Annotated in this window: 22 protein-coding genes and 1 tRNA gene; 11 read left to right on the forward strand and 12 right to left on the reverse strand. The window is 74.4% G+C overall.

What is annotated here, in order from left to right; all coding sequences use genetic code 11:
* Positions 1 to 117 precede the first annotated feature (117 nt).
* The 4 genes from ACZ6Z8_RS32375 to ACZ6Z8_RS32390 all read right to left on the reverse strand — a co-directional run bounded on the left by ACZ6Z8_RS32375 (position 118) and on the right by ACZ6Z8_RS32390 (position 3,483).
* A complete protein-coding gene (locus ACZ6Z8_RS32375; RefSeq protein ID WP_465613602.1) occupies positions 118 to 1,374 on the reverse strand; it encodes an RNA polymerase sigma factor in 1,257 nt (418 codons plus the stop codon).
* The gene (locus tag ACZ6Z8_RS32380; protein ID WP_465613603.1) at positions 1,371 to 1,733 is read right to left on the reverse strand and encodes a YciI family protein; all 363 of its coding nucleotides are present in this window, start codon (positions 1,731 to 1,733) and stop codon (positions 1,371 to 1,373) included. The genes ACZ6Z8_RS32375 and ACZ6Z8_RS32380 overlap by 4 nt, the downstream gene beginning before the upstream one ends.
* A gap of 119 nt (positions 1,734 to 1,852) precedes the next feature.
* Entirely contained in the window at positions 1,853 to 2,839 is a 987-nt protein-coding gene (locus ACZ6Z8_RS32385) for an RNA ligase family protein (protein ID WP_465613604.1), read from the reverse strand.
* A gap of 53 nt (positions 2,840 to 2,892) precedes the next feature.
* Positions 2,893 to 3,483, reverse strand: a complete 591-nt coding sequence (locus tag ACZ6Z8_RS32390) for a TetR/AcrR family transcriptional regulator (RefSeq protein WP_465613605.1) — start codon at positions 3,481 to 3,483, stop codon at positions 2,893 to 2,895.
* Between the two features lie 164 nt (positions 3,484 to 3,647).
* Here ACZ6Z8_RS32390 and ACZ6Z8_RS32395 point away from each other — a divergent pair, with 164 nt between their 5' ends.
* Together ACZ6Z8_RS32395 and ACZ6Z8_RS32400 are read left to right on the forward strand one after the other, a co-directional pair.
* Positions 3,648 to 5,054, forward strand: coding sequence for an amidase (locus tag ACZ6Z8_RS32395; RefSeq protein WP_465613606.1), 1,407 nt, complete (start codon positions 3,648 to 3,650; stop codon positions 5,052 to 5,054).
* 142 nt (positions 5,055 to 5,196) lie between these two features.
* Entirely contained in the window at positions 5,197 to 5,409 is a 213-nt protein-coding gene (locus tag ACZ6Z8_RS32400; RefSeq protein WP_402821242.1) for a cold-shock protein, read from the forward strand.
* Between the two features lie 56 nt (positions 5,410 to 5,465).
* Here the strand turns inward: ACZ6Z8_RS32400 and ACZ6Z8_RS32405 are convergent, their stop codons facing one another.
* Positions 5,466 to 7,541, reverse strand: coding sequence for a serine/threonine-protein kinase (locus ACZ6Z8_RS32405; RefSeq protein ID WP_465613656.1), 2,076 nt, complete (start codon positions 7,539 to 7,541; stop codon positions 5,466 to 5,468).
* Between the two features lie 150 nt (positions 7,542 to 7,691).
* A tRNA-Leu gene (locus tag ACZ6Z8_RS32410) sits at positions 7,692 to 7,775 on the reverse strand.
* A gap of 156 nt (positions 7,776 to 7,931) precedes the next feature.
* Between ACZ6Z8_RS32410 and ACZ6Z8_RS32415 the strand changes: the two genes are divergently transcribed.
* The 4 genes from ACZ6Z8_RS32415 (at position 7,932) to ACZ6Z8_RS32430 (ending at position 11,641) form a co-directional block, all read left to right on the forward strand.
* A complete protein-coding gene (locus ACZ6Z8_RS32415; RefSeq protein WP_465613607.1) occupies positions 7,932 to 8,462 on the forward strand; it encodes a YcxB family protein in 531 nt (176 codons plus the stop codon).
* Positions 8,463 to 8,495: 33 nt separating this feature from the next.
* Entirely contained in the window at positions 8,496 to 9,392 is an 897-nt protein-coding gene (locus ACZ6Z8_RS32420) for a LysR family transcriptional regulator (protein ID WP_465613608.1), read from the forward strand.
* Between the two features lie 124 nt (positions 9,393 to 9,516).
* Positions 9,517 to 9,699 carry a 4-oxalocrotonate tautomerase DmpI gene (gene dmpI / locus ACZ6Z8_RS32425; RefSeq protein ID WP_030287947.1) on the forward strand — a complete coding sequence of 61 codons (183 nt, stop codon included), beginning with the start codon at positions 9,517 to 9,519 and terminating at the stop codon, positions 9,697 to 9,699.
* 358 nt (positions 9,700 to 10,057) lie between these two features.
* Positions 10,058 to 11,641 carry an AMP-binding protein gene (locus ACZ6Z8_RS32430; RefSeq protein ID WP_465613609.1) on the forward strand — a complete coding sequence of 528 codons (1,584 nt, stop codon included), beginning with the start codon at positions 10,058 to 10,060 and terminating at the stop codon, positions 11,639 to 11,641.
* 172 nt (positions 11,642 to 11,813) lie between these two features.
* On the opposite strand, the gene ACZ6Z8_RS32435 is transcribed toward ACZ6Z8_RS32430, so the two are convergent.
* On the reverse strand, positions 11,814 to 12,707 hold the full coding sequence (locus tag ACZ6Z8_RS32435) for a LysR family transcriptional regulator (protein ID WP_465613610.1): 894 nt from the start codon (positions 12,705 to 12,707) through the stop codon (positions 11,814 to 11,816).
* A 129-nt stretch (positions 12,708 to 12,836) separates the two neighbouring features.
* Here ACZ6Z8_RS32435 and ACZ6Z8_RS32440 point away from each other — a divergent pair, with 129 nt between their 5' ends.
* Complete coding sequence (locus tag ACZ6Z8_RS32440) at positions 12,837 to 13,187, forward strand: DoxX family protein (RefSeq protein WP_465613611.1); 351 nt, start codon at positions 12,837 to 12,839, stop codon at positions 13,185 to 13,187.
* 78 nt (positions 13,188 to 13,265) lie between these two features.
* Here the strand turns inward: ACZ6Z8_RS32440 and ACZ6Z8_RS32445 are convergent, their stop codons facing one another.
* Positions 13,266 to 14,243, reverse strand: coding sequence for a GlxA family transcriptional regulator (locus ACZ6Z8_RS32445; protein WP_465613612.1), 978 nt, complete (start codon positions 14,241 to 14,243; stop codon positions 13,266 to 13,268).
* A 71-nt stretch (positions 14,244 to 14,314) separates the two neighbouring features.
* Here ACZ6Z8_RS32445 and ACZ6Z8_RS32450 point away from each other — a divergent pair, with 71 nt between their 5' ends.
* Positions 14,315 to 14,935, forward strand: a complete 621-nt coding sequence (locus tag ACZ6Z8_RS32450; protein ID WP_465613613.1) for an isochorismatase family protein — start codon at positions 14,315 to 14,317, stop codon at positions 14,933 to 14,935.
* On the opposite strand, the gene ACZ6Z8_RS32455 is transcribed toward ACZ6Z8_RS32450, so the two are convergent.
* Together ACZ6Z8_RS32455 and ACZ6Z8_RS32460 are read right to left on the reverse strand one after the other, a co-directional pair.
* A complete protein-coding gene (locus tag ACZ6Z8_RS32455; protein WP_465613614.1) occupies positions 14,925 to 15,446 on the reverse strand; it encodes a hypothetical protein in 522 nt (173 codons plus the stop codon). The genes ACZ6Z8_RS32450 and ACZ6Z8_RS32455 overlap by 11 nt on opposite strands.
* 31 nt (positions 15,447 to 15,477) lie before the next feature.
* A complete protein-coding gene (locus ACZ6Z8_RS32460) occupies positions 15,478 to 16,260 on the reverse strand; it encodes an SDR family oxidoreductase (RefSeq protein ID WP_465613615.1) in 783 nt (260 codons plus the stop codon).
* A 103-nt stretch (positions 16,261 to 16,363) separates the two neighbouring features.
* On the opposite strand from ACZ6Z8_RS32460, the gene ACZ6Z8_RS32465 reads away from it, so the two are divergent.
* Positions 16,364 to 17,281 carry a sigma-70 family RNA polymerase sigma factor gene (locus ACZ6Z8_RS32465; RefSeq protein WP_465613616.1) on the forward strand — a complete coding sequence of 306 codons (918 nt, stop codon included), beginning with the start codon at positions 16,364 to 16,366 and terminating at the stop codon, positions 17,279 to 17,281.
* A 51-nt stretch (positions 17,282 to 17,332) separates the two neighbouring features.
* On the opposite strand, the gene ACZ6Z8_RS32470 is transcribed toward ACZ6Z8_RS32465, so the two are convergent.
* Both ACZ6Z8_RS32470 and ACZ6Z8_RS32475 read right to left on the reverse strand, forming a co-directional pair.
* The gene (locus ACZ6Z8_RS32470) at positions 17,333 to 17,869 is read right to left on the reverse strand and encodes a DinB family protein (protein ID WP_465613617.1); all 537 of its coding nucleotides are present in this window, start codon (positions 17,867 to 17,869) and stop codon (positions 17,333 to 17,335) included.
* A gap of 38 nt (positions 17,870 to 17,907) precedes the next feature.
* Positions 17,908 to 18,483, reverse strand: a complete 576-nt coding sequence (locus ACZ6Z8_RS32475; protein ID WP_465613618.1) for a nucleosidase — start codon at positions 18,481 to 18,483, stop codon at positions 17,908 to 17,910.
* 556 nt (positions 18,484 to 19,039) lie between these two features.
* Here ACZ6Z8_RS32475 and ACZ6Z8_RS32480 point away from each other — a divergent pair.
* Together ACZ6Z8_RS32480 and ACZ6Z8_RS32485 are read left to right on the forward strand one after the other, a co-directional pair.
* Positions 19,040 to 20,353 carry a hypothetical protein gene (locus ACZ6Z8_RS32480; RefSeq protein WP_465613619.1) on the forward strand — a complete coding sequence of 438 codons (1,314 nt, stop codon included), beginning with the start codon at positions 19,040 to 19,042 and terminating at the stop codon, positions 20,351 to 20,353.
* Positions 20,354 to 20,368: 15 nt separating this feature from the next.
* Positions 20,369 to 21,349, forward strand: coding sequence for a glutamate ABC transporter substrate-binding protein (locus ACZ6Z8_RS32485; RefSeq protein ID WP_465613620.1), 981 nt, complete (start codon positions 20,369 to 20,371; stop codon positions 21,347 to 21,349).
* The last annotated feature ends 157 nt before the right edge of the window (positions 21,350 to 21,506 follow it).

Below are 21,506 nucleotides of genomic sequence, written 5' to 3' on the forward strand. Positions count from 1 at the left end.
CACCCCGGCCCGCCGAAAAGCAGCCCCGCAAACGAAACGTCGGCTGGGCCGACTTCCTGTGCACCCGGCGCGCCGCCCCTCCGGGCCCGGGATTGGCGGGAGATGGCTTCCGGGTGGTCAGGAATCGGCCAGGAGGTGGCGGGCGCGGTCTGTCAGGTAGCGGCGTTCCGGGGCGCTGGTGGTGCGGGCGGCGGCTTGGCGGTAGGTGTGGGCGGCGGCTGCGGGGTCCGTGCCGAGGCGGGCGAGGAGGTGGGCCCGGGTGGCGAGGAGGCGGTGGTGGCGGGCCAGGCGTTTGTCGGTGGCCAGGTCGTCGAGGAGGGCCAGGCCGGCGGCCGGGCCGTGGACCATCGCGACCGCGACGGCCCGGTTGAGGGCGACCATCGGGTTGGCGTCGAAACGCAGCAGCAGGTCGTACAGCGCCAGGATCTGCGGCCAGTCGGTGTCCCGGGCCGTTCCCGCCTCACTGTGGACGGCGGCGATCGCGGCCTGGACCTGGTACGGCCCGGCCGCACCGCGCGGCAGCGCGGCGGCGAGCAACTCCAGCCCCTCGGCGATCAGTTCACCGTCCCAGCGGCCACGGTCCTGCTCCTCCAGCGGTACGAGCTCCCCGTACGGCCCGGTGCGGGCGCCGCGGCGGGCGTCGGTGAGCAGCATCAGGGCGAGCAGACCGGCCGTTTCGGCGTCGCCGGGGGTGAGGCGCAGCAGCAGCCGGGTCAGCCGGATCGCCTCGGCGGCCAGCCTCGGTGCGGTCAACTCCTCGCCACCGCTGGCCGTGTAGCCCTCGTTGAAGATCAGGTACAGCACGTGCCGCACCTCGCGCAGCCGCTCCGCCCCGCTCCCGTCCTCCGGGAGCGTCAGCCCGCCGCCGGTGGCCTTGAGCGTCTGTTTGGCCCGGCTGACCCGCTGCCCCATGGTGGCCTCCGGCACCAGGAAGGCTGCGGCGATCTGTGCCGTGCTCAGGCCGCCGACCGCCCGCAGGGTCAGCGCGATCCGGCTCGGCACGGACAGTGCCGGGTGGCAGCAGAGGAACAGCAGGGCGAGCGAGTCGTCGGCGGCCGGGTCGGGGGCGTCGGCCGCCGGGGCCAGCAGTGCCGACCGGGGGGTGGCCAGCGCGATCGCCTCCTCCCTCCGGCGCCGGGCCGCCTCGCTGCGCACCCGGTCGATCAGGCGGCGGCCCGCGACGGTGACCAGCCAGGCGAGCGGGTTCGCCGGCAGCCCGTCCGCCGGCCACTGCACGGCGGCGGCGAGCAGCGCGTCCTGCACGGCGTCCTCGCAGGCGTCGAAGGATCCGCCGTGGCGTCGTACGAGCACGCCGAGGACCTGCGGCGCCAGTTCGCGCAGCAGGTCCTCGACGGCGGCAGCGGGGGTGTTCACCCGTTCGCCGGCGACTCGTGCAGGATCGGCCACAGCTCCACCGGCTCCAGGTCGGCGAACGGCATGTCGGCGGCGATCTGCTGGGCGCGCTCCAGGCTCTCGCAGTCGAGGAGGTAGAAGCTCGCCAGGTACTCCTTGGTCTCCAGGTACGGCCCGTCGGTGATCACCGGCACTCCTTCGGCGCGCCGCACCAGCTGCGCGGCGGCCGCGTCCGCGAGCCCGTAGGCGCCGATGAGTTCGCCGGTCTCCCGGTACCTGGTGTTGAACGCCTCCTGCCGGGCGATCGCCTCGGGCCAGGCCTCGGCGGGGAAGGAGTCCCACTTGGCCTGGTTGCCGTAGATCATCGCGACGTACTTCACGGTCGTTCTCCTCGTCGTCCCGCCCGCCCCTTCGGCGTGCCGTCACCCCTCGGTCGGAGCCGCGGCACGGGCCTTCGACATCGGGCGGAAAGTTTTTCCCGGCCGGGGGCGGCGCGGTGTCACCGCCGGTCGGCCGCGTCGAAGCGGGCGAGGGAGAGGGCCGCGGGTTCGAGGGCGTGCGCGAGTGCCGTCATGGTGGCGGGCTCCAGGCCGCCGAGGGCGTCGGAGAGTTCGTCGGCCACGTCGTGGGCGATCTCCGCCGCCACCGTGCCCGCCGCGACCCGCGGCCCGAGTTTGCTGACGGCGGCCGCGGCGCGGGTGGGGGTGAGGAAGGCGGAGGCCTGGACGAGGAGCCAGGCGGGGACGCCCGCGGCGCCCCCCGGTGGCGGGAGGTAGGGCCGGGCGCCGTCGTAGCGGTCGTCCTCGGCGAAGGCCTTCTGCTTGACCTTGACGACGGGCCGGGCGGCGTCCGACTCGTACCATTCACCGGCCGGTTTGAGCACGTACCCCTCGGCGAGGTTGTCGGCCAGTTCCGGCAGTCCGAACAGCGCCGGGACGCGGCTCGGGAAGGTGACCGGGAGGTCCTGGAGGGCGTTCAGGCTGCCGTGTCCGAGCAGGGGCACGCAGGTGAGGCCTGCGGCGGACGCGGCGGCCCGGAGTTCGCGGTCGGGGATCCAGCACCGCCCTCCGGCCGTCTCCACCGTCGCGTCGAAGGGCAGCCAGCGCAGCCCTGGGGCGTACCAGACGCCGGTCTGCACGGGCTCGGCTCCGGTGACGGCGGGCACGTCGGGGTGCGGGTAGCGGCCGCCGGCGAGTTCGCCGTAGACGGTGACGACGGCGGATTCGCCCCGGGTCGCCCGGAGCACCGCCGCGAAGCGCCCGGCCGCGACGAGGAGTTGCGGCCAGATCCGGCTGACGCCGAAGAAGGCGTCGAGTTCCTCGTCGCCCAGCAGGTCGCGCCGCTTGGCGGGCCGCACGGAGGGGCCTTCGCAGATGACGGCGAAGTGCGCGCCGTGCACTTTCTCCGCCGCGACCCATGCGCGGCTCCCGGGCGTGCCGGGGCGCCGCCGGGCGGGGATCTTCGGGTACGGATTCAGCTCGGCCACGAACAGATCCTCGCTGTAACGCCGTCCCGTGGCAACGGAATTCGGACGGGTCCTCAGCGACCGGCGCCGGTCGCCCACACCCCGGCGAGGTGGGCGTGCAGCAGTTCCTCGGCCTCCGCCGCCGTCCGGTGGCCGAGGAGCACGTGTGCGGTGAGCCCGTCGGCGAGGGCGAGGAGGGTACGGGCTTCGCGCCGGGCGTCGACGGCGTCCGAGGCCTCCGCGACGAGCCGGGCCAGCAGTCCTTCGAGGTCGGCGTAGCCGGCCCGCAGGGCGGCCGCCAGGGCCGGGTTGACGGCGGCCGCGGCGAGGAAGGCGAGCCAGATCCGCGCCTCGGCCCGGTGTTCGTCGCGCAGCAGGGCGATCTCGTCGACGACGTGTCCGACGGTGCTGGCGGCGGACTGGGCGGGGCTGCCGACGACCCGGCCGTGGGCGCGTTCGGTGACGCGGGCGCCGACGTGGCCGAGGGCGAACTGCAGCATCTCCTCCTTGGTGCGGAAGCAGCGCTGGACGGCGCCCATGGAGACGTCCGCCCGGGTGGCGACGTCCCGCAGGGTGACGCCTTCGAGGCCCTGGGCGTCGATCAGCGCGCACACGGCGTCGGCGATCCGGCGGCGCCGGTCCTCGTGGTCGACCTGTTTCGGCATACCGCTCCCCGCACTTCCCGTCCGCGTCCCCGAACGCCGCACGCGCCCCGAAGGTCCGCGCCCGAACGCCCGCATCCGCATCCGCACTAATCCGATGCAAGCGTATCGGATCCCCCGCTAAGGTTCCGATGCAACCGCATCGGAACCAACCCCGAGGAGCCCCCGTGTGGCAACTCCCCGCCACCGCCATCGCCGCCGCCGTCCGCAGCGGCGAGGTGTCCGCCCGCGAGGTCGTGGACGCCCACCTCGCCCGGATCGCCGAGGTCAACCCGCAGGTGAACGCCGTCACCCAGCTGCTCGCCGACCGCGCCCGCGCCGCCGCCCGGGAGACCGACCGGGCCCGGGCGGCCGGCGAGCGGCTCGGCCCGCTCGCCGGGGTGCCGTTCACGGTGAAGGAGTGCATCCGCGTCGAGGGCGTCCCGACCACCTTCGGCACACCGCGCTTCCGTGAGCTGATCGCCCCCGCCGACGCCGTCCCGGTGGCCCGGCTGCGCGCCGCCGGGGCGATCCCGATCGGGCACAGCAACATGCCGACCCTGATCCTGGCCGGGATGCACACCCGCAGCGAGCTCTACGGCGACACCCGCAACCCCTGGGACGCCGCGCGCACCCCCGGCGGCTCCAGCGGCGGGGACGGCGTGGCGGTGGCCACCGGCATGTCCGCGCTGGGGCTCGGCAACGACTCCGGCGGCTCGGTCCGCATCCCGGCCTCGTTCTCCGGGGTCGCCGCGCTCAAGCCGACGACCGGCCGGTTCGCCGCCGACCAGCGGATGCTGGGCCCGGACGACCCCGGACCGGCCTCCCAACTCCTGGTCACGGACGGCCCGTTGGCCCGTACGGTGGCCGACCTTCGGCTCGCCTACGAGACGCTGGCCGGGCCGGACCCGCGTGACCCGCGCGCCGTCCCGGCCCCGCTGTACGGCGAGCCCCCGGACGGCCCGACGAGGGTCGCCGTGGTCGCCGACCCGGGCGGCCACGGCGTCCACCCCTCCGTCCGCCGCGCCGTCGAGGCCGCCGCCGAAGCCCTGCGCGACGCCGGGTACCAGGTGGACGAGGTCCCCGACGTCCCCCGGCTGGACGAGGCGCTGAAGGCCTACCAGCAGCTCACCAACACCGAGTTCACCCCCAGCTGGCCCGCCGTGCGGCAGCTGCTGGGCGAGGGCGGCGACCGCTACATCGAGCTGACCATGCGCCACAGCCCGCCCGTCGACGCCGCCGGGCTGATCGGGCTCATGGGCACCTGGATGAACATCCGCCGCTCCTGGACGGAGTTCCTGGACGCCTACCCGCTGCTGCTCGGCCCGGTCTTCACCGAGCCGCCGGTGGAACCCGGCCTGGAGTCCCGGGACGAGGCCGGGCGGGCCCGGGTCGCCTCGGCGATGCGGCTCTGCTCGGTCACCAGTTTCGTCGGCGTCCCGGCGGTCGCCGTCCCCACCGGGCTGGACACGGACGGCCTGCCCACCGGCGTGCAGCTGATCGGGCGCCCGTTCCGCGAGGACCTCTGCCTGGCCGCCGCCCAGCACGTCGAGGACCGGCTCGGCACCCTCACGCCGATCGACCCCCGGGTCTGACGAGGCGGCCCGACCACCGCCGATGGGCCCGCGGCGGGAGCCGTTCCGACGCCGACGCCCACACCGGCTACTCTTCGTGTCGAATGAGCCCCTCTGCGTGAGAGGATCGCGGCACAGTGCGATCCGATCCCGAGGAGTGGACATGGCCGAGCGCCAGCGCGGCACCGTGAAGTGGTTCAACGACGAGAAGGGCTACGGCTTCATCACCCCGGAGTCCGGCCCCGACCTGTTCGTGCACTTCAGGGCGATCGAGGGGAGCGGCTTCAAGTCCCTGGTGGAGGGCCAGAAGGTCACATTCGAAGCCGTCCAGGGCCAGAAGGGCATGCAGGCCGACAAGGTCCAGGTCGAGGGGTAGCACCCGGCGGATCCGCGCGCGCCCGGGCAGCCGACGGCCGTCCGGGCGCGCCCGCGCTATCGCGCCCGCAGCCCGGCCAGCGTGCTCCGCACCTGCTCGGCCACGGCCGGGGGCAGCGTGCCGTACGTCAGCGCCTCGCCCGTCGCCTGGCCCGGCCCGCTGGCCGCGTAGGACGCCAAGGCCGCCATGACGGCCGCGGAGCCCCCGCCCCGCTCGCAGAAGCCGAGGTAGCCGAAGCCGACCACGGGATATCCGCCCTTCACCTGCCGCTGGTAGTCGAGCTTGACCGCCAACCGGCTGTCCGAGGTCTCCACCGTGCCGGTCGCGGCCATCGTTTCGGCGGCCTGGACGCTCGGGGCCACGTCGGAGTCACCGGTCCGCACCCGGACCGTGTGGAGGTTCCCGACGTTCTTCAGCGGGACGACGCCGATCGACCCGGGTGCGCCGGCGATGACGCCGGGGATGCTCGCCTCGGTCGTGCCGGGCGCGGCCTTCAGCGTGGACTCCCAGACCGCGTCCACCTCGTAGGGCCAGCCGCCGGCCTTGCTGAGGTACTGCTTGAACACGTAGCCGGACCACGCCTGGCCGGCCGGGACCCGGATGTCGATCGGGGAACTCGGCAGCGCCCTGGCCGGGTTGAGCGCCCTGATCGCCGGGTCGTTCCAGGTCTCGATCTGCTTCTGGAAGACCTTGGAGAGCGTCGGGGCGTCGAGCACCAGGTCCGTCACCCCGGGCACGTTGAAGACGACCGCGACCGGGGCCACGGTGACCGGGAGTTGGGACATCCGGCCGTCGGTGCAGTGCCTGCCGTACTGGAACGCCTGCTGGTCGGTCACGGCGGTGTCGAAGGCGATGCCGTCGGCCTCGGCGTTGGCGAAGGAGCTGGCGTTGGCGTACTTGAACGGATCGTCGGTGCGGTCCGTCGGGGGCTTGTAGCTGAGCTCGTCGTTCGGGCAGGCCTTGCCGAAGTCCGCCGTCCACTGCTGGACCAGGGCGGCCTCCATGCCGTCCGCGCCGACCGTGGCCTTGCCCGCCGGGGCGCAGCTGACCCCGGAGGGGAGCGCGGACGGCCCGGTCCGCCGCTGCTGGTCCTGCCAGGCGACGTAGCCGAGCGTGCCCGCCGCGGCGACCACCACGGCGGCCACCGGGGCGCCGATCACCAGGGCCTTCCGCCGACGGGGGCGGCCGGGGCCGACGGTCGGCGGGGACGGAGCGACGGCAGGCGGCGGCCCGGGTGGCGCCGCGGGCGCGGGAGCGACCGGGTTGGGGGCCGTCGGGGTGGCGACCGCCGGCGGCACGGCCGGAGCCACCGGCCCCGTCCGCAGCTGGACGGTCCGCTCCCGGGCACCCTCCGCGATCATCCTCAACAGCCCGTCCACGGTGGGCCGTTGCGCCGGGTCCTTGGCCAGGCACCCGATGATCAGCGGGTACAGCTCGGGCGCCAGGCCGGCCAGGTCCGGCTCCTCGTAGACGACCCGGAAGCCCACCGCGTGCGAGGAGTCCGCGCCGAACGGACCGCGCCCGGTGGCGGCGAACGCGAGCACCGAGCCGAGGGCGAAGACGTCGGTGGCCGTCGTCGCCGTGCCGTCGCGGAACTGCTCGGGCGCCATGAACGGCGGGGTGCCGACGGCGACCCCGGTGCTGGTGAGCTGGGTCTCGCCCGCGCTGCGGGCGATGCCGAAGTCGATGACGCGCGGGCCGTCCTCGGCAAGCAGGACGTTGCCGGGCTTGAGGTCGCGGTGCACCAGCCCGACCCGGTGGATCTCCCGCAGGGCCTCGGCCAGCCCGGCGGCGAGGCGGCGCACCTCGGGCGGGGCCAACGGGCCCTGGCCGGCGACCCGTTCACCGAGGGAGGGGCCGGGGACGAACAGGGTGACCAGCCAGGGCGCCGGGGCGTCGGCGTCCGCGTCGAGCACGGGCGCGGTGAACGCGCCGCTGACCTTGCGCGCCGCCGTGACCTCCAGCCGGAACCGGGCCCGGAACTCGGCGTCCGCCGCCAGCTCGGGCCGGATCACCTTGACCGCCACCTGCCGCCCGGACACCGACCGGGCCCGGTAGACGACGCCCATCCCGCCCGCGCCGAGCCTGCCCTCCAGGAGGTACCCGCCGATCTCCCGCGGATCCTGCTCCATCAAGCTCACGTGCCGATTCCCCCCAGGTGTGTACGGCCGACCGGCCCAGCCTAGTGCGGCCCCTGTTCGCGGGCGGGAGGCGGCTCAGCGTGCCGCTGAGCGGGGAAACAGAACGGCCGGTCGATCCGAGGATCTACCGGCCGTTCGCTGTGCGCGAGGGGGGAGTTGAACCCCCACGCCCTTTCGGGCACTGGAACCTGAATCCAGCGCGTCTGCCTATTCCGCCACCCGCGCATCTGGGTGATGGGTTAACTATAGACCACCCGGAGGGGTGCCTCCGACCACCTGGAGACGGCCGGCCCCTGGTCCGCCCCTGGTCCGCCCCTGTTTGCCGTGGACGACGCACGGCCGCCATGATGTGCCGCCACTACGAAGCAGGAGCGGACGAGCATGGACATCCAGGTCACCTACGAGGCCACCACCGAGGACATCATCGCCTCGGTGACGGCGAACGCGTCCGCCCGGCCCTGGCTGCGGTGGGCCATCGTCGGGCTGTGGCTGCTGCTGGCCGTGGCCTGTGCGGCCGCGGGCAGCATCTGGTTCGCGACAGCCGCCTTCTGCTTCGGGTTCGTGCAGGTGGTGAACATCAACGCGGGCGGCAGGCGGATGGGGCTGAAGGTCGCCCCCCGCTACGTCGGGGCGACGACTGTCCGGATCACCGACGACGCCCTCCAGCTGACCACCCCGGCCACGGACCGCCGCATTCCCTGGTCCGCGGTCAACAAGGTCGCGCACAACCCGGTGGCCTGGGTCGTGCTCTCGCAGAAGGTGGGCACCCCGCCCCAGTCGGCGACGGTCCTCAAGGCGCCGTTCACCGAGGCGCAGCGCGCCGAGTTCGACGCGTTCCTGGCGCGCCTGCCCAAGGTGAGCCACAAGGGCCGGAGCGCGGGCGAGCAGCTCGTACGGCCGACCGCCGGCTGAGAGTCGCCACACCGAGCAGGGGGTCCGGTCCGCATGGAGCTACGGCAGCTGCGCTGCTTCGTCGCCGTCGCCGAGGAGTTGCACTTCGGCCGGGCCGCCGAGCGGCTGCTGCTCGGGCAGCCCGCCGTCAGTCAGCAGGTCCGGCGGCTGGAACGGGAGTTGAAGGTCGAGCTGTTCGACCGGTCACCCCGGTACGTGCGGCTGACGCCGGCGGGCGAGCGGTTCCTGCCGGCGGCCAGGGACGTCCTGGCGGCCGAGGACGCCGCCCGGGCGCTGGCCGCCGACCTGGCCGTGCCCGCGGTCCTGCGGCTGGGCACCGTCAGCGGGCTGGGCGAGCGGCTCGACCTGATCCTGGACACCTGTCAGCGGCAGGCGCCGGGGGTGCGCGTCGAACTGCAGTCGGTGCCGGTGCGGGAGCGGCTGGCGCGGCTGTCGGACGGGCGGCTCGACGCCGCCTTCGTGCGCGGGGCGATCGCCGAGAACAGTCCCGAGCTGCGCTTCCTGCCGGTCTGGCAGGACGAGTTGGTGCTCGCGCTGCCGGCCCGGCACGCCCTCGCGCAACGGCCCGAGGTGGATCTCTCCGACCTCGCCACCCTTCCGCTCCGGCTCACCGACCGCGGCAACAACCCGGCGCTGGTGGACCTGGTGACGGGCGCCTGCGAACGGGCAGGGTTCCGGCCGGTCCTCGGGCCGGCGCACGGCGCCCTCCAGGACACCCTGGCCTCGATCGGCACCGGGACCCCGATGTGGACGGTGGTCTACGCCGCCAACGCCCGGATGACCAACTCCCCCCGGGTGGCCTTCCGGCCCTGCCGCACCCCGCTGGCGCTGCCGACCTCGCTCGCCGTACGGCGGTCCGCCCCGCTCCCCCGGCTGCTCCTGACGGCCTGCCGCGAAACGCCTCCGACCTGGGACGATCAGGATTCGTGATCGCTGTCAGAGCGATTCGGGTCTGGGTGCGGGCGGCCTGATCGGGTGGACTGTTCCCAGCCGGGGAGACCGGCGGAAGAGCCGGACGGAAGAGCCCGGCCGGAGAACCGTTCAGGAGCCGAAGATGCCGATCGTCACCATTCAGCAGGGCCCGCGCAACGTCGAGCAGAAGCGCGAGCTGGTCAAGAAGGTCACCGAGGCGTTCGTGGAGGCGCTGGAGGTCCCCGCCGAGAGCGTGTACGTGTGGATCCAGGAGTACCAGCCGGAGAACTGGGGCGCGGCCGGCAAGCTCACCGCCGACCGGTAGTCAGCGGAGACAGCGGGCGGGCCCGCCGGGACCACCCGGCGGGCCCGCCCCGTCCGTTCGCCCGTCCGCCCGTCCGGCCACCGGATCGGCTCCTCGGCCAGCCCGCGGTCGCACCCGACAACTTTCTCGCCAACTCCGAGCGCTTCGACTTCGACCCGCGCACCGGGCCGATCTCCGCAGTGGCCCGGCTCCCGAACTCCCGGGCCGGAGGGCCATGCGATCGTCCCGGCGCCCGACGAACACCGGGACGCCCTCGCCGACCCGGTCCTCCGCCCTCCGGCCGACGCCCCCTCAGTCCTACGACCTGACATGGCCTGATCTCGACAACACCGGGCGGCGATGGAGTTAGCCTGACGACATGGTTGCAAACTACAAGGAAGAAGTGGCCATGACCGACCAGGAGTTCGTCAGCGCACCCGCCTTGATCCTCCGGTCCCTGGTCTCCGACCCGCACCGGCGAGCCATCACCACCGCCGACCGCGTCGAGATCACCGCCGGCGACTTCGCCGCCGCCACCTACCGGCTCGCCCACGAGCTCCTGGCCCGGGGCGTGGGCCGCGGCGCCACGGTCACCCTGCTCACCGGCAACACCGCCGAGGCGCTCAGCGCCCGCTACGCGGCCGGACTGGCCGGCGCGCGGGTGGTCAACCTGTACGACGGGATGAGCGCTCCGGTGCTGGCCGAGATCACGGCCAGCGTGGACACCACGGTCCTGCTGGTGGACGCCGAACGCTACGCGGGCGCCGCCGAGTTGCTGCCGCTGATCGACGTCCCCACCGTCCTCACCCTCGGCCCCGGACCCGACGGCCCCGCATCGCACCGCATCGGCGAGGACGTGATCGCCGCCTCCGCCCACCGCCCCGCCGAGGAACCCGCCGTCCGCATCGGCCCCGACGACGACCTCGGCATCCGCCACACCGGCGGCACCACCGGCATCCCCAAGGGCATCCTGAGCCTGCACGGCCCCTACCGCGACATGTTCGAGACCGACCTCACCGGCCGTCCCGAGGAGGAGCCGCCCCGCCTCCTCGCCGCGACCTCGCTCGCCCACCTCGCGGGCGTGCTCTCCGACGTGACGCTCCAGCGCGGCGGCTCCGTCGTCCTCCAGCGCTCCTTCGACCCCGGCGAGGTGCTGGCCGCGATCGAACGCGAGCGCATCACCGACCTGTGGGTGCTGCCCCCGCTGATCCACCAGTTGCTCGACCACCCGGCCATCGGCCGCACCGACCTGTCCAGCCTGCGCCGGCTCGACTACGGCGGTTGCGCCGCCTCGCCCACCCGGATCCGCGAGGCCCTCAAGGTGTTCGGGCCCGTCCTGGTCAGCCTCTACGGCATGTCGGAGGCGCAGAAGATCGCCTTCCTCACCCCCGCCGAGCACGCGCGGTTCGGCGACGACGGTCCGCTGCCCGTCGGCCGCCCGTTCCCCGACGTGGAGGTGGAGATCCGCGCCGCCGACGGCACCGTGCTGCCGGCCGGCGAGCAGGGCGAGGTGCACGTCCGCTCGGCCACGCTGATGGCCGGGTACTGGAAGCAGCCCGAACTCACCGCCGAGGTGCTGCAGGGCGGTTGGCTGAACACCGGCGACATCGGCTACTTCGACGCGGACGGCTACCTCTACCTCGCCGACCGCCTCAAGGACCTGATCATCGTCGTCGGCGGCCACGTCTACCCGACCGAGGTCGAGGACCTGCTGCTCACCCACCCGGCGATCGCCCAGTGCGCCGTCTTCGGCGTGCGCGACACCCAGGAGTCCGAGCACGTCCACGTCGCCGTCGTCCCCGCCCAGGGGCAGCGGCCCGAGCTGGAGGAGGTCCGCGCCTTCGTCACCGCCAACAAGGGCCGCATCTACGCCCCCGAGGCCCTGCACCTGGTGGACGCCATCCCGCTGACGTCCGTCGGCAAGCCGGACAAGAAGCGGCTGCGCGCGGCCGTCGAGGGCTGAGCCCGCCCGGGTGCTCACCGAAACCCCACGGAACCCCGCACGGATCCCCACCCGGTTTCACCCCCAGGCGGGGTTTGGCTCAATGAACCACCGGCCCGGTGCCGAGTAGCCAATGGGGGGTGGCGGCGCTGAGGGCCGCCACCCCTCCCCCTCCCTCGTCCATGACCACCGGTCACCCACCGGCGGCCGCCAGGCAGCACTCCACGAAGTCCCGGACCACCGGGTTCCCGTCGTCCGCCGGGGACCAGGCGACCCCGATCCGGCTCGGGCTCACCCCGCTCACCGGGCGGTAGGCGATCCCCGGGCGGGCGTAGAAGCGGGCGGTGGACTCGGGGGCGAGCGCGACGCCGTAACCATTGGCGATGGCGCTCAGCCAGTCGTCCGGGTGCTCGACCACCGCGCCGAAGCGGACGGGGTGCCCCTCCCGCTCGTCGGCCGCGACCCAGTAGTCCCGCCAGCGGCCGGTCTCCGCCGGGGCCGCCACGAAGGGCTCGTCCCACAACTCGCGGAACGGCACCACCTCCAGAGCGGCCAGCGGGTGCGCCGAGGGCAGGGCGACCCAGCGCGGCTCGGTGAACAGTTCGGCCACCCGCAACCGGTCCTGCCCGGGGAACGGCAGCCGCAGCAGCGCGACATCGGCCTCCCCGGCGGCCAGCCCGGCCGTCGGATCCGACCAGGCCGTGTGCCGCATCTCGACCCGCCAGCCCGGGTGCCGGGCGGTGAACCCGGCGACGATGCCCGGCGTCGCCTCGTTGGCGGCGCTGGCCAGGAAGCCGACCCGCAGCACCCGCTCCGCCCGGCTCGCCGCGCCCCTGGTCTCCCGCAGCACCGCGTCCCAGTCCGCGAGCAGTCCCGGCACCCGCGCCGCCAGGCTCCGACCGGCCACGGTGAGCGCCATCCCGGCCCGGGACCGTACGAACAGAGGTACGCCGAGCAGGCTCTCCAGCTGCCGGATCTGCTTGGTCAGCGCGGGCTGGGAGACGTACAGCCGCTCCGCCGCGCGGGTCAGGCTGCCGTCCTCGGCGACGGCGGCGAAGGTGCGCAGCAGGCGGGTGTCCACATCCATTCCGCCAGGTTATGGAAGCGGGTATTGGACGCAAGGGGAGCGCCGCGAAGAGGCTTGGCAGCGGGGTGGAAGCCGCCCCTCCCGCCCCGGCCCGATCTACTCCGTCCCGCCCCGGCACGAAGGAGTCCCATGTCCCTCGCCCTCGTCATCGTGACCACCGTCGCCATCGCCGCCAACGGCGGGATCGCCGCCGCCGACTTCGCCAAGGCCGAGTTCGTCCTGGCCAACTCGGCCGAGGTGAACGTCAGGCCGGAGTGGATCCCGTGGCTGGCCTCGCTCAAGACGGCCGGGGCCGCCGGACTGCTGCTCGGCCTGGTCGCCGTCCCGTCGCTGGGCCTGGCGGCCGCGGTCGGGCTGGTGCTGTTCTACATCGGCGCGGTGGCGACCCACCTGCGCACCCGGGTCATCCACACCATCCACTTCCCGGCCGGCTACCTCGCCCTGGCCGTCGCCACCCTCGCCCTCACCCTCGCCCGCTGACCCCTCGCGGCGCGCTGCAGGACCACCGCGCACACCTCGGGGATGCCGTCCAGGGACGTCCTGATCGGCAGGGAACGCCTACAGCACCGACGAGCCGGGCTGGTCCTCCCGCCCGCGGAAGGTCCGGCGGTACTCCCTCGGTGCCACGCCGACCCGCTTGACGAACACCGGCCGCAGCGACACCGCCGAGGCGAAGCCGCAGCGGGTGGCGACGGTGTCGACCGGTAGGTCGGTCTCCTCCAGGAGGCGTTGGGCGGTGAGGACGCGCTGGTCGAGGAGCCAGCGCAGCGGGGTGGTACCGCTGGTGGCGGTGAAGCGACGGGCGAAGGTCCGTTCGGACATCAGGGCCGCGGCGGCCATCCGGCGGACGGTCCAGGTGGTGTCGAGCGAACCGAGGATCTCGGCGCGGGCCCGGGCGAGCGGGTCGTCCCCGTCGACCGGGGGCACCGGGCTGGGGATGAACTGGGCCTGGCCGCCGGCCCGGAAGGGGGCGGTGACCATGGCGCGGGCGATGGCGGCGGCGGCCTGCTGGCCGTGGGCGGTGCGGACAAGGTGGAGGCAGAGGTCGATGCCCGCGGCGACGCCCGCCGAGGTCCACAGGCCGTCGCCGCCGGTGAACAGCACCTCGGGGCGGACGGTCACCGCCGGGTGGCGGCGGGCGAGTTCGGGAGTGAGGGCCCAGTGGGTGGTGGCCTCGCGGCCGTCGAGCAGTCCGGCCTCGGCGAGCACGAAGGCGCCCGCGCAGAGGGAGGCCACGGGGACACCGGCGGAGGAGACGGCCCGCAGGGCGGCCAGGACCTCCGGGGGGCGCCGGGCAGCCGGGTCCTCGACGCCCGGGACGACCACCAGGTCGCAGTCGACCAGCGCCTCCAGCCCGAGGTCGGGGAGCCGTTCCAGTCCGCCGCCCAGCCGCACCCGGGCCCCGGCCGGGCCGCAGACCCGCAGGTCGAAGACGGGCACGCCGGGCCGGGTGGCCCGGTTCGCCCAGACCTCGCCGATCACCGCGTAGTCGAAGGCCCGAACGCCGTCGAAGATCAGGCAGCCCACAGTTCGCATGGCGGGAACCTATCGATGAGTGGCATCCCTGCCCATCACCCCGCCCCACCGGCGGCCGACACGATGGAGCCATGACGAACACCGACGCCTTCGACGCCCCGCTCACCCTCGACCCCGACGCCGTCCTGCTGCTCATCGACGTCCAACGGGGCTTCGAGGACCAGGACTTCTGGGGCCCGCGCGACAACCCGGAGGCCGAGCGGCGGATGGCGGAGCTGATCGCCGCCTGGCAGGCGACCGGCCGCCCGATCGTCACCGTGCAGCACGCCTCCCGGGTCGGTCCGCTGGTCGAGGGCACGCCCGGCCACGCGCTCAAGGACTTCGTCGCCGGGACCACCCCCGAACTGCACGTCACCAAGACGGTGAACAGCGCCTTCTACGGCAGTCCCGACCTGCACGCCTGGCTCCAGGAGCGCGGCGCCCGGCAGCTGGTGATCACCGGGATCATCACCAACGTGTGCAACGAGACCACCGCCCGGATGGCCGGCAACCTCGGCTACGACGTGATCTTCCCGACCGACGCCATGCACAGCTTCGACATGACCGGTCCCGACGGCACCACCGTCCCCGCCGCCGATCTGGCCCGCGCCACCGCGACCACCCTGCACGCGATGCGCTTCGCCAAGGTGGTCACCACGCGGGCCGTCCTCGACGCCGCGAAGTCCGGCGCCGGGACCGCCGCTAAGGCCTGAACAGCGGCTCGTACGCGTTGCCCTCCGCCGCGTTGAGCAGGACGTACGACGGTCCGAGGCCGAAGGCGACCTCGCGCAGCCGCGCCAACGCCTCGGCCGGGGTGGGCACTTCGAGGCCGATCGCGGCGGCGGCCGCGTCCCGGTCGGCGAGCAGGTCGGGCTCGTCCTCCAAGCGGTCCTGGGCCGCCTCCGCGCTCTCCTCCTCGGTCAGCCGCACGCAGTCCCGCCACCACGGCACCGCGAGCACCAGTCGGACCATCTCCTCCAGCCCGACCGCCACCAGCGCCGCGCCGCCCTCCGAGTCGGCGTACAGGACGGGCCGCTCGTCGCCGCCCTCGCCGCACAGGAAGAAGGTGCCGCCCGCGCCGCACTTGCCCACCTCCTCCAGGCGCTCCCCGGAGGCGAGCACGACCTCCTCCACGTGCGAGTAGGCGTCGAGGGAGAAGTCCCCCGGCCAGAGCAGGTAGTCGACGATCGCGGGGGTGGCCCGGAGGCGCTGGAGGAACGACATGGCGGCCACCCTACGGGGCGGGAAGGACAGTTCAGGCCACCAGCCGCTCGGCCAGGAACTCCTCCCAGGTGCGCCGCCCGTGCTGGGCCCCGGCCGGGCTGAGGTTCGCCCCGGCCCGGTACGCCCGCCCGACCTTGCCGGGCACCCGTACCGGCAGCCGCCGGCGGCGGCGGCCGCGCGCGGTCAGGTACGCCCGGGCCAGCTCGTCCATCCCGTACACCGTCGGCCCGGCCAGGTCCGGCACCTGCCCGGCCGGCCCGTCGAGCGCCAACTCGACCAGCCGGGCGGCGACTTCGCGCACGTCCACAGGCTGCCAGCGGACCCCGCCGGGGGCCGGGAGGAACGGCAGCCTCGCCATCTTCTCGACCACGGCCAACGCCAGGTCGTGGAACTGGGCGGCGCGCAGCACGGTGTACGGCAGACCCGAGCCGGCCACCGCCTCCTCGGCCGCGCGCTTGGCCCGGAAGTAGCCGAGCGGCACCCTGTCCGCGCCGATGACCGAGATGTACACCAGGTGCCGCACCCCGGCCCGCCGGGCGGCCGCGACCAGGCGGCGGGTGGCCTCGTCGTCGCCCTTGGGCCCGCCCGCGAGGTGCAGTACGGTGCCGACGCCCGCGAGCGCCTCGTCCAGCCGGGCGGCCGCCTCGGTGGCGTCGCCGAGCAGGTCGCCGCGCAGGTACGTCACGCCGTCCGCGCCGCCCCGCTCCCGTCGGCTCAGCACCCGCACCGGCAGGCCGGCCGCCCGCAGCAGCGGTACGACCTGCCGGCCCAGGGTGCCGGTGCCGCCGGTGACCAGTACCGGGCTGTTCGTCACGATCGTCTCCGTTTCGTCCCGGGCCGGGAGTTGATCTCCGGCCGTCCACCGCTGTTGGGTGGCTCTGCTGCCCTGACCCGAGGCGACGAAGGAATGTGACACGGTGGACGAGAGATCTGCCCGGACCGCGCTCTTCGAGGAGCACCGCCCGCACCTGCGCGCGGTCGCGTACCGGATGCTCGGCTCGATCAGCGAGGCCGAGGACGCGCTCCAGGACGCCTGGCTGCGCTACGACCGCACCGACACCAGCGGGGTGGGCAACCTCGGCGGCTGGCTGACCACGGTGGTCTCCCGGGTGTGCCTGAACCAGCTGCGCGACCGCGCCGCGCGCCGCGAGGAGCCGCTGCAGCCGGCCGGACCGGACGGCGCGAGCGGCCCCGAGCGCATCCCGGACCCGCTGCTGCGGCGCGAGGGGGTGGTCGACCCCGAGCAGGAGGTGATGCTCGCCGACTCGGTCGGCCTGGCCCTGATGGTGGTGATGGAGTCGCTGTCGCCCGCCGAGCGGGTCGCCTTCGTGCTGCACGACCTGTTCGCGGTGCCGTTCGAGGAGATCGCCCCGCTGATCGAGAAGACCGCCGCCGCGACCCGCCAACTGGCCAGCCGGGCCCGCCGCAAGGTGCAGGGGCAGGCGCCCGCGCCCGACCCGGACCTGGGCCGCCAGCGCGTCGCGGTGGACGCCTTCTTCGCCGCCGCCCGCAACGGCGACCTGGACGCCCTGCTCGCGGTGCTCGACCCGGACGTGGTGCTGCGCTCCGACGGCGGGGCCGGGCAGGCCCGGCACACCGTGGTGCTCAACGGCGCCGCGACGGTGGCGGGGCAGGCCGTCCTGTGGGGCAAGCTGTCGCCGTTCGCCCGCCCCGCGCTGGTCAACGGCACCGCGGGCGCGGTGGTCATCGGCGACAACGGCCGGGCACTGTCGATCATGGCGTTCACCGTCGTGGCCGGCGCGATCGCCGCGATCGACGTGATCGTCGACCCGGAGCGGCTGGCCTCCTTCGACCTCTCGGCCTTCCGGGACTGAGCCCCGACGACAGGGGGGCGGCCGGGTTCCCGGCCGCCCCCCCTGCGGCACTCAGCGCCCGACGGCCCCGTCCAGCTGCTCGCGGATGATGTCCGCGTGCCCGGCGTGCCGCCCGGTCTCCTCGATCATGTGCACCAGCACCCAGCGCAGCGACGGCCCCTCGGCGGCGTCCGGCCGCAGCGAGCGCGCACCGGGGCGGTCGAGGTCCGGGGCGGCCGCGGCCACCGCGTTCGCCCGGGCGATCGCGTCCCGGTAGGCGGCGACCGCCGCGGCCACCGTGAGGTCGGCCGGTACGGCCACCTCGCTGTCGGGGGCCTCCCCGTCGCCCGATCCGCCGTAGGCCCACTCGAACCAGTTGTGCTCGACCACGGTCAGGTGCCGGACCAGCCACAGCAGGTTGGTGCCGGAGGCGACGCCGGGGCGCCGGGCGTCCTCGTCGGCGAGGCCGTCGACCTTGGCGATCACGGCCTCGCGCAGGTAGTCGAGGAAGGCCAGCAGAGTGGTCCGCTCGTCGGCGTTCACCGTCGGCGGACGGCTGTCGGAGAGCTTGCTCGGCGCGGCGCCCAGGGGCGCGGTGTTCTCGGTCACCGCGCCACCCTAGCCATCCAGACGTACCTGATGAACCGTCACCAGCCCTGCGCGCGCACCCACGCCGCCAGGTGCCGGGCACAGTCGTCGACCGACTCCCGCCAGGTGTGGCCCGCGCCGTCCCCGGCCTCGTCGCTGACGTACTTGACCAGCCGGACCGGCACCCCGGCCCGGTGGGCGACGGTGGCGACGGCGTAGCCCTCCATGTCGACCAGGTCGGCGTGCTCGGCGAGCCGCTCCTTGGCCGCCGGGGAGTCGACGAACAGGTCGCCGGTGGCCAGCACCGGGCCGTCGCCCCGGCCGACGACCAGCGGATCGCCGTAGCTGCGGCCGGTCAGGGCCCGCAGGACCTCGCTGTTCAGGTCGTGCTGGATCACCTGGACCACGTGGTGGATGCCCTCCCAGCCCGGGCGCAGCGCACCGGCGGTGCCCAGGTTGATCACCTCGGAGGGCCGCTCGCCCTGGGCGAGCACCGTGGCCAGGGCCGCGGTGGCGTTGACCTTCCCGATCCCGGTGAGCAGCACGGGCAGCCGGTCGTCGAGGTGGGCGGCCTCCTCGCGGACCGCGACGACGAGCAGCGGGCGGTCGGGCGAGATCGTTCCAAGCAGTCGCATGGGGCCCATGGTACGGAGGGGTGGGGTGCCCCACCCGGGATCAGCGCGGCGCGGAGCCGCGACGCCGAGCGGTGACGCCGAGCGGTGAAGGAACCGTGCGGGGCCCGCCCGCGTCGCACGGGTCGCCACTCTCCGCCCGGCCGGCCGCGACCCGGGTGCCTCCGGGTACCGGCCGGCCACGAGCCGGCGCGAGCGGTACGAACGGTACGAACCGTACGAACGACGCGAGCCGTACGGGAGCGTGCAGGAACCGTGCACGACATGCTCAAGATCGGCGCAAGTCAGGTGTGGCCGGAGGGAGTCACGGCCATACTGCTGCCATCGGTCGGGCCCCGGGTGTCGGGTCCGGCTCCAGGGGAGGATGAGGCGGGTGGCATCACCAGTAGGCAACGGCGCACCGGGCGCCGCGTTCCCGGCAGGGCCGAGCGTGCCACCGGCCGTACCGGGGGCGGCGCCGGCGGCAGCGGGGCGGGGTGCGGCTCCGCCCGGCATCCCCGTTCCCCGTACGGCCGGCGCGGCCGCGAAGCGCCCCGGGCCGGACCGACCCGGGCGCGGCGTGCGCGCCCGCCTGGCGCAGGCCATCCGCACGCCCCCGGGCCGGCTGCGGCTGGCCGGGGTGGTGCTCGCGGTGCTCACGGTGGCCTTCGGCGGGCTGACCGCCTGGCAGTTGGAGACCAGGGCGTCGGCCGCCGACCGGGTGGTCTCGTACAGCCAGCCGCTGAGCCGGGACGCCGCCGAGATCCACCGCTCGCTGGCCGACGCCGCCACCACCGCGGCCTCCGGCTTCCTGCTGGCCGGCGCCGAACCCAAGGACGTCCGGGCCCGCTACGAACAGGACCTCGCGCAGGCCGCCAGGCTGGTCTCCCAGGCCGCCGCGCGGACCACCGCGACCTCCCCGGCCCAGGACTCACTCTCCCGGCTGAACCAGCAACTCCCGGTGTACGCCGGTCTGGTGGAATCCGCGCGGGCCGACAACCGGCAGGGCATCCCGCTCGGCGGCGCCTACCTGCGGTACGCCTCCGAGCAGATGCAGACCGTCCTGCTGCCGGCCGCCGCCGAGCTGAACACCATCGAGACCAAGGAGCTGGCGGACGACTACGCCGCGGCCCGGTCGGTGCCGTGGGGCGCGTACGGGCTGGCGGCGCTGACCCTGGCCGCGCTGGGGTGGGTGCAGCTGACCCTGTTCCGCCGCACCAACCGGGTGTTCAACATCGGCCTGCTGGGCGCCACCGCCGCCGTGCTGGCGGGCACGCTCTGGCTCGCCGTGGCCGGAGTGACCACCGCTTCGGCCCTGGAGAAGAGCGACCACGAGGGCGCGACCCCGCTGCGGGCGCTCAACTCGGCCCGGGTGGACGTGCTCAGCGCCCGGCTGGCGGAGAACCTGAACCTGGTCGCGCGCGGCTCCACCGCCACCTACAACGGGCAGTACGCGGACGCCACCAAGCGCCTGGCCGGAATCGCCGGCAAGTCGACCCCGATGCAGCGGCGCAGCGGCTCGCTGCCCAAGGCGCTGGCCCTCGCGCCGAGCGCCGCCGACCAGGCCCTGGCCACCGCCGCCGACCAGTACGACCTCTGGCAGGACCGCTACCAGGACGCGGTGAAGGCCGAGGTCGGCGACGCCGACTACCAGGGCGCCCTGAACAGGACGGTGTCGGCCACCGACACCACCGGCACCGCCGACGCCGCCTTCAACGGCACCGACCGGGCGCTCGCCCAGGCCGCCGACATCGAACAGGCCCGGTTCGGGGCCGCCGCCGACGGCACCGCCGGGGACCTCCGCCTGGCGGCCGGCGCCGCCGCGGTGCTCGGCCTGGTGGCCGCGGCGGCCGCGCTGCGCGGTCTGGGCCGACGACTCGCCGAGTACCGGTAAGGGGGAACGGAACAGATGCGCAGCAGAACCGTACCGACCAGGAGCGCCGCGACGCTGGCAGTGCTGGCGGCCTGCGCGGCCGTGCTCGGCGGGGGCGGCCCCTCCGGCGCCGCGCCGACCGGCGCGCCCCAGGCCGTCCGGTCGGCCCAACAGGCCCAGCAGGCCCGGGAGCAGCAGAGCCAGTCCGACACCTGCGACATCTACGCCAGCGTGCCGCCGAGTCCGGTGGACGGCCCGGCGGTGAAGGCCATCAAGGCCCGGCACAGCCTGGTGATCGGCGTGGACCAGAACAGCTACCGCTGGGGCGCCCGCAACCCGAACACCGGTCAGATCGAGGGCTTCGACATCGACCTGGCCCGGGCGATCGGCACCGCCATCATGGGCGACCCGGAGAAGGTGGTGCTCAAGCCGGTGGCCACCGCCGACCGGGTCGACGCGGTGCAGAAGGGCCGGGTCGACCTGATCGTCCGCACCATGACCGTCAACTGCAAGCGGATGGAGGACGTCGCCTTCTCCAAGCCGTACTTCAGCATCACCCAGCGGGTGCTGGTCCCGAAGACCTCCCCGGCGAAGAACCTCGACGAGGCGATCGGCGGCAGGAACGTCTGCGTCGCCAAGGGATCGACGGCCGCCGACGTCTTCGACCCCGCCAAGAACGGCGCCAAGAAGGACGCGAACGCCCACCTGACGGTCGTGGAGAACCAGCTGGACTGCCTGGTCCTGATGCAGCTCGGCAAGGTCGACGCCACCATGACCGACGACGGCCTGGCGGCCGGTCAGGCGGCGCAGGACCAGACCGTGCGGATCGTGGACGGCGACGTGCAGCCGGAGGTGATCGGCGTCGCCATGCTCAGGAGCAGCCCGGACCTCACCGCGCGGGTCAACCAGGTGCTGGCCGACTACCACGCCGGCGGCGAGTGGGGGCGCAGCTACGACCGCTGGCTGAAGCCGTACATGCTCAACGACGCCGAGCACTACTGGCCGGTCCCGCACTGAGGACCCGGCCCGGGGACCGCTATGGAGGACCGACCCGGTACCGGCCCCGGGGCCGGTACCGGGGCCGGGGCCGGGGATTCCCGGCACGGACGGGTACGGGACCGGTGCGGACGCGGGGCGTTGACGGCGTCTTGACACCCCGCGCCCGCACCGCCCG

The organism is Kitasatospora sp. NPDC101108 (genome assembly GCF_055584725.1).